10 protein-coding genes are annotated in these 12,552 nt (G+C 26.7%); 8 read left to right on the top strand and 2 right to left on the bottom strand.

What is annotated here, in order from left to right; translation table 11 throughout:
* Nucleotides 1-1,008 precede the first annotated feature (1,008 nt).
* Both NY022_RS04060 and NY022_RS04055 read right to left on the bottom strand, forming a co-directional pair.
* Entirely contained in the window at nt 1,009-1,539 is a 531-nt protein-coding gene (locus NY022_RS04060) for a shikimate kinase (RefSeq protein WP_267523739.1), read from the bottom strand.
* Nucleotides 1,539-2,870: a class II 3-deoxy-7-phosphoheptulonate synthase gene (locus tag NY022_RS04055; protein WP_267523737.1), complete on the bottom strand. Its 1,332-nt coding sequence runs from the start codon at nt 2,868-2,870 to the stop codon at nt 1,539-1,541. The genes NY022_RS04060 and NY022_RS04055 overlap by 1 nt, the downstream gene beginning before the upstream one ends.
* Nucleotides 2,871-2,932: 62 nt before the next feature.
* Between NY022_RS04055 and rarD the strand changes: the two genes are divergently transcribed.
* From rarD to NY022_RS04015, 8 genes are all read left to right on the top strand, one after another.
* The gene (rarD, locus tag NY022_RS04050; RefSeq protein WP_267523735.1) at nt 2,933-3,799 is read left to right on the top strand and encodes an EamA family transporter RarD; all 867 of its coding nucleotides are present in this window, start codon (nt 2,933-2,935) and stop codon (nt 3,797-3,799) included.
* On the top strand, nt 3,792-4,235 hold the full coding sequence (locus NY022_RS04045) for a hypothetical protein (RefSeq protein ID WP_267523733.1): 444 nt from the start codon (nt 3,792-3,794) through the stop codon (nt 4,233-4,235). Before rarD ends, NY022_RS04045 begins: the two co-directional genes overlap by 8 nt.
* Nucleotide 4,236: 1 nt before the next feature.
* Entirely contained in the window at nt 4,237-4,719 is a 483-nt protein-coding gene (locus tag NY022_RS04040; protein WP_267523731.1) for a hypothetical protein, read from the top strand.
* Between the two features lies 1 nt (nt 4,720).
* Nucleotides 4,721-5,536, top strand: a complete 816-nt coding sequence (locus tag NY022_RS04035) for a fumarylacetoacetate hydrolase family protein (protein ID WP_267523729.1) — start codon at nt 4,721-4,723, stop codon at nt 5,534-5,536.
* A 7-nt stretch (nt 5,537-5,543) separates the two neighbouring features.
* Nucleotides 5,544-6,698: a dehypoxanthine futalosine cyclase gene (locus NY022_RS04030; RefSeq protein WP_267523727.1), complete on the top strand. Its 1,155-nt coding sequence runs from the start codon at nt 5,544-5,546 to the stop codon at nt 6,696-6,698.
* Complete coding sequence (locus NY022_RS04025; protein WP_267523725.1) at nt 6,691-7,821, top strand: M16 family metallopeptidase; 1,131 nt, start codon at nt 6,691-6,693, stop codon at nt 7,819-7,821. The genes NY022_RS04030 and NY022_RS04025 overlap by 8 nt, the downstream gene beginning before the upstream one ends.
* Nucleotides 7,814-9,613 carry an ATP-dependent DNA helicase RecG gene (gene recG, locus NY022_RS04020; RefSeq protein ID WP_267523723.1) on the top strand — a complete coding sequence of 600 codons (1,800 nt, stop codon included), beginning with the start codon at nt 7,814-7,816 and terminating at the stop codon, nt 9,611-9,613. Before NY022_RS04025 ends, recG begins: the two co-directional genes overlap by 8 nt.
* Before the next feature lie 193 nt (nt 9,614-9,806).
* On the top strand, nt 9,807-12,545 hold the full coding sequence (locus NY022_RS04015; RefSeq protein ID WP_267523721.1) for an autotransporter outer membrane beta-barrel domain-containing protein: 2,739 nt from the start codon (nt 9,807-9,809) through the stop codon (nt 12,543-12,545).
* The last annotated feature ends 7 nt before the right edge of the window (nt 12,546-12,552 follow it).

Raw genomic sequence — 12,552 nt, 5'->3', positions numbered from 1 at the left:
AAGACAAATTTTTACAGATTTATTGAATGTTGAAAAAAATTGAAAAGATGAAAAATGAATTAGAAAATCATTGATAGATTTTTTAAAAGTCAAAAGTAAAAAAATATATGAAACATCTATATTAGAAGTATTAATAATAAAAAACTAGATAAGGAATTTGAAAAACTTTCACAAGATGAGCAAGAAACGATAATCGTTGAAATAAAAGCTAAATGAGTATTTAATGTATGAAATAATTATCAAAAAATTAGCTGATAAAAAAATAGCTAAAATTCAAAAAGGAAATTTAAAAGCAATGATTAAAATAAGAACTTTTATAAAGAATTAGAAAAAAATGAGAAAATCTTAAAATGCTAAACAATACAAAAGTTATGGAAGTATTTAATGACAATAAGCATTATAGTTAGCGTATTGGTGATTATAGAATATAAAATTTTAGAAATTTAAATTATAAAAATAGCTATTAGAAAAAACATTTATGATAAATTTCTAAAGTATTAATTTAAAAAATCAATAGCAATTAACTTAGATTATAACGACAGAATTTAGCCTTTAATTATTTTATAAACAATAAAATTAAAGGTATATATTAACAAGATAATAAATTATATTTAAGAATAAAAATAATTATAAAAATAACTTAATAAAAATAAAAATTATATTTTATTGAATTGTTTAAAAATGATATGAATAAAAGCTATGTTTTTGCATGGCTTTTAGTTTATTATTATTAAAGTATAATTAAGACTCTATGTTATATTTATAATTAATTTATTTAATGTTAATTTTAAATTAAAATTTAAGCACAATATAGATTTTTAGCTATATAAATTAATTGATATGATTTTATTTGAAGTTAAAGTTGATTTTTAAGAATATAATTAAATTATATTTACATGTAGATATAGAATTTGATATTGGGAACAAAACAATTAAAAAATATTAAAATATTATTGTTTTTAAAATAAAACAATATAGATACATTAGAATAATTTTATTCTAATGTATCTAAAAGCTAATTTTAGGTTTTATATGATTTTTTCTAGCTTTATTTAAACTAATATCACCTAAGAAAATCTCTAAAATTTTAACAATCTCCCTTGCTTTAAAATTTGTAATTTTTAGTTTTATATCGCAGGAATTATTGTAAAGTGGCATTCTTTTATCATAGAGTAGTTTCGCCTTTTCATCAAATAATGGGCGTTTAGTATCATTTTTAAGCCTAGCCGCTATTTTATAAAAACTAAGATCTAAAAATACTACAAAACCCATTTTTTTAATATCTTTTAAATTTGCAAAACCACCACCACAAGATATTATTAAATCGCTTTTAGTAGCTAATTCATCTCTTAAATCACATTCAAGTTTTCTAAAATATTCTTCTCCAAATTCAGCAAAAATTTCTTTGATACTTTTATTACATCTTTTTTCAATTTCTTTGTCAGTATCTATTACTTGTTTTTTTGTTAATTTTGCTAATTTTTTAGCTGTGGTACTTTTACCACAGCCCATAAATCCTATTAAAACTATATTTTTCATTATTGTTTCATTAATTCAGCTATTAAAAATGCAAGCTCTAATGCTTGGTCTGCATTTAATCTAGGGTCGCATTGGGTCTCATAGCGTCTTGCTAAATCGCTTTCGCTAACTCCAACACTACCACCTAAACATTCGGTTACATTTTGTCCTGTCATTTCAAAATGAACCCCACCAGGAATGATATTATTAGCTCTTGCAATATGCCAGAAATTTTTAACTTCATCTAAAATATCATCAAATTTTCTAGTCTTATAACCATTTACGCTTTGAGTATTACCGTGCATTGGGTCTATGCTATAGACTATTTTTCTATTTTCTTTAGCTAGTTCTTTAAAAATTTTATCAAGATTACTAATTTTTTCAGCACCCATTCTAATAATTATATTCAATCGTCCCGCTTCATCTTGTGGATTTAGCTTATCAGCTAAGGCTAATATATCACTAGCATTTGCGTTTGAACTTATTTTTACACCTATAGGATTTTTAACCCCACTTAAAAAATGCACATGAGCATCATCAAGCCCACGAGTTCTCTCACCTATCCATAGCATATGAGCTGAGCAATCATAATAATCTCCACTTAAGCTATCAACCCTAGTAAGTGCTGCTTCATAAGGTAAAAGTAGGGCTTCATGACTTGTATAAATTTTACTTTCTTTAAGTCTAGCATCGTTTTCACTGGTGATTCCACAACATTCAAGAAAATCAATAGCTTGTGTTACTCTAGCTGTCAAATCAGCATATCTATTATCTATATCAGGGCGTCTAACAAAACCTAAATTCCATTTATGAACTTGTTTTAAATCAGCTAAACCACCTACACTAAATGCACGTAGTAGGTTTAAAGTAGATGAGCTTTGAGTATATGCTTTTAGCATTCTTATAGGATCAGCCTTTCTAGCACTTTCACTAAATTCATAAGAATTAATGATATCTCCACGATAGCTAGGTAACTTTATGCCATTTTTTTCTTCATAATCACTTGATCTTGGTTTTGCAAATTGTCCAGCCATACGAGCTACTTTTACAACTTTTTTTGACCCACCAAATTGTAATATTAGTGCCATTTGCAAAAATAATTTAAACATATCACGGATATTATTAGCATTAAATTCATCAAAACTTTCAGCACAATCTCCACCTTGAAGTAAAAATGCTTCTCCAGTACAAGCCTTAGCTAGTTCGTTTTTTAATTCTCTTGCTTCCATTGCAAATATAAGTGGTGGATATGTTTTTAGTTCATTTACGATTTCATTAAATTTATTTTCATCTTCGTATATTGGTTGTTGAAGTGCTTTGTAATTTTTGTAACTATCAATATTCCATTGCATTATATTGTCCTTTTAATGTTTTTAAACTATTATATATAATTTTATGTTAATCAAGGAATATTATGAATTATGGATTTTTTGTAGCTTTTATTGTTTTTGTATTTTGGGGTTTAGTGCCTATTTTTTACAAGCAACTTGATACATTAGATGCCTTTGTAGTAATGTCGCATAGGATAGTTTGGTCGGTTATATTTTTAGCAATATTTTTAATAATTATAGGGCAATTTAAAAAAGCTTTACAAGAATTAAAATCTTTAAAAATGGCTTTTAATCTTTTTATTTGTGGTGCTTTAATTAGTGGAGATTGGGGTCTTTATATTTATATGGTTAATAAGAATTTAATCTTAGAAACTTCTTTAGGATATTTTTTAAGCCCATTATTTGGGATAATTTTTGCAAAAGTATTTTTAAAGGAAAATATGAGTAAATTAGGAATTATTAGTGTTAGTTTAGTGATTTTTGCGTGTTTATTTGAAGTAATTACTTTAGGAGCTTTACCTATATTATCAATTACTTTAGCGCTCTTAGTTAATTTTTATACTATTATTCGTAAAAAAGTTTATGTAAGTAGCGTTTATGGGTTTTTCTTAGAAACATTATTAATCACTCCTTTTGCTTTAATATTTTTATTTTCTATCCCAACGAATTTAGCTCATTTTGATATTGATTATTTAGGAGTATTACTTGCACTTAGTGGGCTTGTAACCTTGCTACCTATGTTAGGATACAATTATGCTACACAAAAATTAAGCTTAACATTACTTTCATATATGCAATATATTTGCCCGATAATTTCTTTTTTAGTTGCTATTTTTTTATACAATGAGAGTATAAATTTTCATAAAATGTTATCTTTTGCTATAATTTTTGTAGCAGTAGCTTTAAGTGTTTATGATAATGTTTTTAAAAAAGGGTTAAAAAATGAATGAATTTTCAATTTACTTAGCTGGTATAATTATAATAGTTGTAGTTTTTGCAGCGATTTTAAAGAAAGTTTTTTTAGAGCTTGATAAACACGGAGATTTTGTAAGAAAAGAAGAAAAGAATACAGCTAATTTTACTCAAGAAGAAGTTTTAAGCCTAATTCATAATGAAAACGAAAAATGTGCATTATTGTGCGATAATTTAGAAGAAATATTTAATAAATACGCAAGTTTAATGCCTGAAAGTGATAAAGAAAAAGCCTTAGCTTTAGTATCTGTTTTAAATACCATAAAGACTTTACCTAGTGATGAATTAAAAGATAAATTATTAAAACTTTTACCAGAATTTGAAGAGTGCGTTCAAAAAGCTTTAGGAGATGAAAAAGCTAAAGAATTTTTTGATTTAGCAGCGTTAAAATATAATGAAATTTTTAAGGATTGAAATGAAAGAATTACTAATTAATAAGCTTTTTAAATTCTCAAACGAGCCTGTAAAATTTTTAGATTTAATAGAAGCAAATAGCCTTTATAATGAAGGAATGCTAATTGACCCAGCGAAATTACATTTTAAGTTTAATTATTTTAATACTTATTTTATATATTTTATATTGTGCTTAATCGTGCTTACACCATTAACTATTGCTACTCATTTTTTATTTGAAAAAATTGACTTTCATTTTAGTTTAATTAGTGCTGTATTTGTAACTTCTGCTATTTTTATATGTTTTGATATTTTTAAGATTTATACAAGAAAAATAGCAAGTCTTAGACAAATAAAAGCAGCGTGGCAAATACATTTATCGCATTTTGAATATGAAAAATACAACTCAATTGTTGTTGAAATTTATAATAAAGCAAATGAACTTAGCATACCTAAGACAAAATTAGAGCAATATATTTTAGAAAATCTAGTAAAAAGGGGTTAGTATGAAATTGATTAGATTTATGAAAGATAATGTAGTTTATCATGGGAATTTAGGCGATAATAATAAGGTGGGTTATTTTAAAAATTATTCTTCTTATTTTGATAGATTAGAATTGATTGAAGATGCTTTTATGCTTAGTGAAGTTAAGTTATTATCTCCAATCAAATCTCCTTATCAAGATGTAATATGCTTAGGAATAAATTATTTAGAACATGCAAAAGAAAGCTATAAATTTAAAGGAATTGAGTTTGATGGCAAAAGAGAAGAAGCTGTTTATTTTGCAAAAAGAGTAAATGAGTTTTCTAATCCATTTGATATTTTAGATATTAGTGGCGAAAAATTAGATTATGAATGTGAACTTGCATTTGTACTTAGAAAAGATGCTTATAAATTAGATGATACAAGTGATTTTGATGATTATATTTTAGGATATACTATTTTAAATGATGTTAGCGATAGGGCAATTCAAAACAAACATAAGCAATGGTATATGGGAAAAAGTTTAGCTAATTCTTGTCCATTTGGTAGTTTTATTAATACAGGTCTTAGTATAAAAGACGCAAGTAATTTAAAAGTAGAATGCTTTGTAAATGATGAATTAAGACAAAGTTCTAATACAAATATGCTTATTTTTGATATTCCTTATATCTTAAAAGAATTATCAAATTACACCTGTTTAAAGGCTGGAACTATCATTAGCACAGGCACTCCAAGTGGTGTTGGAATGGGCTTTAATCCGCCTAAATTTTTAAAAAGTGGTGATAAGATTGAATGTAGAATAGAGCGTCTTGGCTCATTAATAAATTATATAAAGTAAGAACAATATGAACGCAGCATTATTAAGTAAAAAAATAAATACAAATTATAAAACTTCAGCATTTAATATCCATAAAGATTGGGAAAATCCTTATGCACCAAAAGGAATAGTCCCAAGAATTACTAAAGAACAAGCGCTTAATTTATTAAGAAATTCTGATTTAGCTACTTTAGGTCAGATTGCTTATGCGGTAAAAAATAAGCTTCATCCAACTAAACTTACTACTTTTGTAGTAGATAGAAATATTAATTACACAAATATTTGTTTAGTTGATTGTAAATTCTGTGCTTTTTATCGCCACGCAAAGGATAGTGATAGTTATATTTTAACATACGAGCAAATCGGACAAAAGATTGAAGAATTATTAGCAATTGGTGGCACTCAAATATTATTTCAAGGTGGAGTGCATCCAAAACTTGATATTACTTGGTATGAAGATTTATTAAGATATATAAGCACAAATTATCCTAGTATTACAATTCACGGCTTTAGTGCAGTTGAGATTGAATATATTGCAAAAATTAGCAAAATTAGCACTAAAGAAGTATTAAAAAGAATGAGCGATTGTGGGCTATTTTCTATCCCTGGAGCAGGTGCAGAGATTTTAAGCGATAGAGTAAGAGATATGGTAGCACCTAGTAAATGCGATACTGCTACTTGGTTAAGAATTCATAAAGAAGCTCATGAATTAGGCTTACTTAGCAGTGCAACTATGATGTTTGGGCATGTTGAAAGCGATGAAGAAATAATTGAGCATTTAGACTATTTAAGAAATCTTCAAGATATAACAGGTGGCTTTAGAGCATTTATTTTATGGAGTTTTCAAGGTAAAAACACTAGATTAAAGGCTGAAAATCCACATTTAATGAATGCAAGTTCTAATAGATATTTAAGATTATTAGCAATTTCTAGAATATATTTAGATAATTTTGCAAACATTCAAAGCTCTTGGGTTACTCAAGGAAGTGCAGTAGGGCAACTCGCATTAAAATTTGGTGCAAATGACTTAGGTTCAACTATGATGGAAGAAAATGTTGTTGCAGCTGCAGGTGCAAAATATAGAATGAATGAACAGCAAATGATAGAATTAATCCGTGATTTAGGCGAAAATCCAGCTAAAAGAGATACAGCATATAATATTTTGGAATACTACAATGAATAATTTTGTGCATTTAAAAACTAATGATGATTTAGTATATATTAGTATTAGCTATCCTAATTATGGAAGGATTTTTCATAATGCTAATGCTATGGCAGCTGAGTTTTTTTACAATGAGAGTTTAGATGATGAGTTTTATATAAAATTAGAGCAAAGTGCAATTAATATTAGTGCTAGTGCTAATTATTTTGATTTTACATTTGATATAGTTTGTCTTAAAAAAGAGCTTGATAATTGCTTAAATGCTTTTAATAATATGCTTTTAAATACCGAAATTACTAATTTTGAATTAATCAAAAACAAAATAAAAAATTATTTTTTAATCCATATTCAAGATTACGATAATTTAGCAAAGATGAAATTATATGAGAATTATTTTAAAAATGATTTTAAAAATGATAAATTTGGCGATTTTGAAGCTTTAGATGAAAAAGAATTTAAAAATTATATTTTAAACCTTAAAAATCAAGCAAATAAGATAGTAATTAGTGCAAATTTAGATGATATTAGTAAAGTTAAAAAACTTTTAAACAATAAGCAAAGTTCTTATGAAAAATTAAAAATAAATGAGAGTTTTTATAAAGAAGAAAGCAAAGAAATATCACAAGCTTTTGTTAGGTTTATAAGCAGCGTAGAGATTAAAAGCATTTATGAAAGAGCTATTATAAGTCTTGCTATTTATGTTTTAGGCGGTGGATTTGGCTCAAGAATTACCGAAGAAATCAGAGTAAAAAGGGGCTTAGCTTATTCGGCTTTTGCGTTTTTAGTAGCGTTTAAGAAAAATTATCTTATTTCAGGCTATTTACAAACAAAAAATGAAAGCAAAAAAGAAGCTATAAAAATAGTTCAAGAAGAGTTCAAAAGATTAGTAGAATTTGGAATAAGCGAAGATGAGTTTAAAAAGGCTAAAGATTTTTTAGTAGGTAGTGAGATTTTAAAATACTCAACCACTCAAAATCGTCATAGCATTGCAAGTAGCGAGTGTTTTAGTGATTTAAAACAAGGCGAATTAAGAGAAATTACAAAGATAATTAAAGATTTAGAGCTTAAAACTTGTAATGATTTTTTAAAAAATCAAAAAAGTATTACCGAGCTTAGTTTTTATGTAATAGGTAATAATGAATAAGGATTTAGAAAAATTATCTTGTAAAGATATAGTTGAATTAGCTCTTTTAATGCCTAAAAAATTTGATGATTTAAGATTAAATAATGAGCCTGTATTAAACGAGCTAAATTGCACAAAAGTTATAATAAAATCTAAAAAACAACTACCAGGCAAAAGGCTTAGTATAATTGCGTATTCATATAATTGGGAGTGTGAATGCACTATTACTATATTTAATCTAAGACCTTTTCATAATGCACTTTTTGCTATAAATAAAGAGCTGATTATTTATGGGAAATTAGGCGATTTTGCAGGGCTTTTGCAATTTATTAATCCAAAAATCATTAAAGATAGTGGAGAAATCACTGCTAATTATTTGATAAAAGGTGTAAGTGATAAAGAGATTTGTAAGATAAAAAATAAATATTTAACTTACGAAGCTTTAAAAGAATTTAATTTATTAGATGAGCATATAAAATTGCTATTAATTATGAAAGAAAATAGCCAAGAAGCAATGAAATTGCTTAATTCAAAAGAATTAAACGAATGCTTAAAATTCGTTGAGATTTATCATCATATAAAAAGACTTAACGAAACTTATAAAAACGATACTTTATATAAAAAAATTAAAACTTTTGATATAAACAAATGGCTAAAATCTCTACCTTTTAAGCCGACAAACGACCAGATAAATGCGATAAATGATATTAAAAATGACCTTGAAAGTATTCATCATAAAATTAGAATAGTAATGGGAGATGTTGGTTGTGGAAAAAGCTTAGTGATTTTTGCAGCAGCGCTTATGTGTTATCCTAAAAAAGTGGTTTTAATGGCACCAACAAGTGTTTTAGCCCAACAACTTTATAATGAAGCTAAAAGACTTTTGCCAGGGTTTTTAAAGATATTGCATTTTGTATCAAGCAAGACTAAATTAATGCAAGATGAATTAAAAGAAGCAAATTTTGTAATAGGCACTCACGCACTTTTATGGGCTAGTTTAGACGATGCTACTTTAGTTATGGTTGATGAGCAACAAAGATTTGGGGCTAAGCAAAGAATGAAGCTTAAAGATTTAGCTACAAATGATAAAGAAAATCCGCATTATATAGAGTTTTCAGCTACACCAATACCAAGAACAACCGCATTAATTCATAGTGATATTTACAGCTATTCTTTCATAAAAGAACTACCATTTAAAAAAGAAATAGAAACAAAACTAATCACAATAGCAAATAGCAATGAATTATTTAATCACATAAAAAGCGAAAATAAACAAAACCATCAAGCAATAATAGTTTATCCTTTAATAGAAGAGAGTAAAAGCTCATCTTATAAACCACTTGAGAGTGTTATTAGCTTTTATGAGAAGAATTTTGATAAAGTTTATTATACGCACGGCAAGGATAAAGAAAAGGATAATATATTATTGCAATTTGCTGAAAATGGAAATGTATTATTAAGCACTACTATCGTAGAAGTTGGAATTTCACTGCCAAGATTAAGCATAATTGTAATCGTTGCACCAGAGCGATACGGCTTATCTACACTTCATCAACTTCGTGGAAGAGTAGGAAGAAATGGGGTTAAGAGCTATTGTTATTTGCTTAGTAAGTTTGAATTTAGTGATAGATTGATTAAATTTGCTAATACCTTAGATGGATTTAAAATAGCCGAAATTGACTTAGAAAACCGCAAAAGCGGGGATTTAATAGATGGAGATGTTCAGCACGGAATTAGCTTTAAGTATTTTGATGAAAGTGCTGATTTTGATATATTAAACAAAGCTAAAAACTATATTAATAATTTAAATTAAATTTTATTTTTTTTAAATATAATTTTTGCCTATTTTTAAATTATTCTTAAAACAGTTTGTTATAGTCATTGGATTATTCTTACTGGGGGGGGTATTAATATACCCCTTTCATTAGATTGCAAATTTACTATACAACTTATAAATTTAAAAATAAATTTTTTAAAAAGGAAGATGATGAATAAAAATTCATTAATTGGGGGGGGGGATTGCCCTTTTTAGTTTAGTAAGTTCTCTTAGTGCAGCTCCTTATGTAGCTACAGGTGGTTTTGAAAATCAAAAATTAGATGAAGCAAAACCAGTTCTTATACTTGGTGAGAGTTCTATTACAGCTAATGAAAATTATGAGATTAAATCTTTGATACAGCTTATAGGATCAGCTGAAGTAAAATCAAGTGATGATGCTAAATTTACATTTAAAAATACCGTTAAGGTTATTACGCATAAGGACAATAATAACATATTCGTATCTTATTTTAAAGATAATGGTTCTATTTTTGATACAAATAATTCAATAGCTTTAAGTATTGGTAGAACATTTATGGATAATGATTTAAAAACAGCACCTCGTGTAGAATTATTAGGTTCAAAAATTGTTACAAATAACGACAGGTCTATTCAAAATCTTGGTGGTATTTTGTATCTTAATGATGTAAATATAGAGAATAAAAATGATAAAGGTTATGCTTTATATAGTTCAGGAAGTACTGGAATATATGGTAATAGTATAATAAAGGGTAATATTAATGATAATAAATTAGCTATTTTTGGAGAAGATAATACATTTAATGCAAAATCTAGTGATGCTAATAGTTTTTATGCAGAAGATAAAGAAAATTTATACATTAAAGGTGATATTCGTACAAATACTTTAAATAATGCTAAAAATTTTGCTATTAGTGGTAATGTAAATGTTTTAGCTAATGAAATTACAAATATAGAAAATGCCTATATAGGTGGATATTTAAGTAATGGTAAAGGAACATTAGTATTAGATAATGTAAATTTAACTCAAATTCCATTAGATAAAGCAATAGCTGGAGGGATTAAAAATTCAATAACAACATTAGGTAATTTAAATATTTTTAACTCTAATTTAAAAGGTCAAATTGCTAGTGAGGGTGCAGTAAATATAATTAATTCTGAAATTGAAAGATTAGTTAATGGCTCTTCTAAACCTTCTAAACCTTACACCGATGATGATAAAAGAGCAGTTACATTAGACAAGGTAATAGCTAGTGATAGTGTTACAAATCATAGAGGAGATATAAATGCAAATAATACTACATTTAAAAAAGGTGCTTTAGCTGATAATTTAAATTTAAGTGATTCTACAATTTATTCAGAAAATGGAATTGTGTATGAGGCAAAAAATGCTATTAATTTTAATAGGGTAACTAGCACAATAGATGATAAGACAAATACAAAAGTAGGCGAAGGGACTATTAAAGCAAAAGAACTTGGAACTATAAGTTATTCTATACTTAATCAAAACATAGATGGTGATAACGGAGAAAAAGAATTATTTGTTAAATGTTCTACATTAACAGGTGGTCTTAAAAATATTAAAAATTTAAGAGCTGAATGTTCTAGAATAGTAGGTGGATTTAAAGTAGATAAATTAAATGCAAAACACACTACATTCATACTTGGTGGAACAAGTGCGACATATAATGGTGCTATTCAATCAACCGTTAGCACAAGTGGTATGAATAATACTATAGGTTTAGTTGGTGTTATAAAGGATAATGCTTTTGATAAATCATTATTAGATAAGAATTTATTACTTGCTAAATTAGTAGTAGGTGATGGCGATGCTAAAAAAGATAGCTTTATTAATTCTTTAGTAGCTTATAAAGGAATAAGTGCTATTATGCTACCTAAAGAATATTTAGTATCTAATGAAGAAAATGGAGTAATTACATATTCACTTGATAAGGATGCAAATAATACAAAAGCAAGTGAAAATGATATTGATGTAAAAGATAATATAGAGCTTAAAAAAGAAGTTTCTGATTTAGGTAATGCTAGTATAAATAAAATTTCATCAAATGTAATGTTTGTTAATGATAATGCTATTAATTCAGCTAGAAATTTAGTTAATCATATTTATTATTCTCAGGTGCTAGATTACAATAATCTTAATAAGCGTTTGGGTGATTTAAGAAATAATGAAAATTCAATAGGTTTTTGGAGTAGAGCATATACAGCTAAAGCAACAGCTAATAATTCTGGTATAAAGGCTAATGCATTTATTTTTGGTGCTGATAAAAAAACTGATTTTAATGGGTTAGATTTATATACTGGAGTTCTTGCAGAAATTGGGCATAGTTATATGAGTAATATTGATTCTAGCCTTAATCAATATGGTTTTGGTGTTTATGCAAGCTTTTTATCTAATGATGGTTTGTTTGTGGATACTACAGCTAAGATTCATCATTATAAAAACAAATTTAAAGATGAGGTATTAGGTGAATTAAATGATAGTGGAACTGGATTTATTATAAGTGCGGAAATTGGTAAAAGATTTGGGACTGATTATTATTTAGAGCCTAGTTTTGAGCTAATTGGTCATTATGTTCCAGCTACAAATTTATCAAATGACAATGTTTTCATAAAATCAGATTCTAAATTTATGATAGCTAGTAAATTTGCTTTATTTGCAGGAGCTAAAATTAATGATAATATAAGTATTAGAACAGGATTTGGTGGTGTGTTTGATTTAAGAAAATCAAGTATATTTAGTGTAGCTGATGATTGCTTTAAAGTTGATAATATTGCTAATAATGGAAGAGATAAAAGATATTTTGTTAATATAGGAACCAATTTAGAATTTGGTAAAAATATTAGAGCTAATATAGAATTTGAAAAATCAATAGGAAGTAAATTAGGAATTGATTATCAATTAAATGCAAATATTAGATATTCTTTCTAAAAAATGG

Source organism: Campylobacter sp. MG1, assembly GCF_026616895.1.
Taxonomy (GTDB): domain Bacteria; phylum Campylobacterota; class Campylobacteria; order Campylobacterales; family Campylobacteraceae; genus Campylobacter_E.
The sequence above is the reverse complement of the archived record's forward strand: the minus strand, read 5'-3'. Positions and strand labels throughout refer to the sequence as shown.

Bases quoted from the DNA above. Each gene is read 5' to 3' on its own strand.
- NY022_RS04035 (WP_267523729.1), top strand. From the start codon at position 4,721: ATGAAATTGATTAGATTTATGAAAGATAATGTAGTTTATCATGGGAAT.
- NY022_RS04040 (WP_267523731.1), top strand. From the start codon at position 4,237: ATGAAAGAATTACTAATTAATAAGCTTTTTAAATTCTCAAACGAGCCT.
- NY022_RS04055 (WP_267523737.1), bottom strand. From the start codon at position 2,870: ATGCAATGGAATATTGATAGTTACAAAAATTACAAAGCACTTCAACAA.
- NY022_RS04030 (WP_267523727.1), top strand. From the start codon at position 5,544: ATGAACGCAGCATTATTAAGTAAAAAAATAAATACAAATTATAAAACT.
- NY022_RS04025 (WP_267523725.1), top strand. From the start codon at position 6,691: ATGAATAATTTTGTGCATTTAAAAACTAATGATGATTTAGTATATATT.
- recG (WP_267523723.1), top strand. From the start codon at position 7,814: ATGAATAAGGATTTAGAAAAATTATCTTGTAAAGATATAGTTGAATTA.
- NY022_RS04045 (WP_267523733.1), top strand. From the start codon at position 3,792: ATGAATGAATTTTCAATTTACTTAGCTGGTATAATTATAATAGTTGTA.
- rarD (WP_267523735.1), top strand. From the start codon at position 2,933: ATGAATTATGGATTTTTTGTAGCTTTTATTGTTTTTGTATTTTGGGGT.
- NY022_RS04060 (WP_267523739.1), bottom strand. From the start codon at position 1,539: ATGAAAAATATAGTTTTAATAGGATTTATGGGCTGTGGTAAAAGTACC.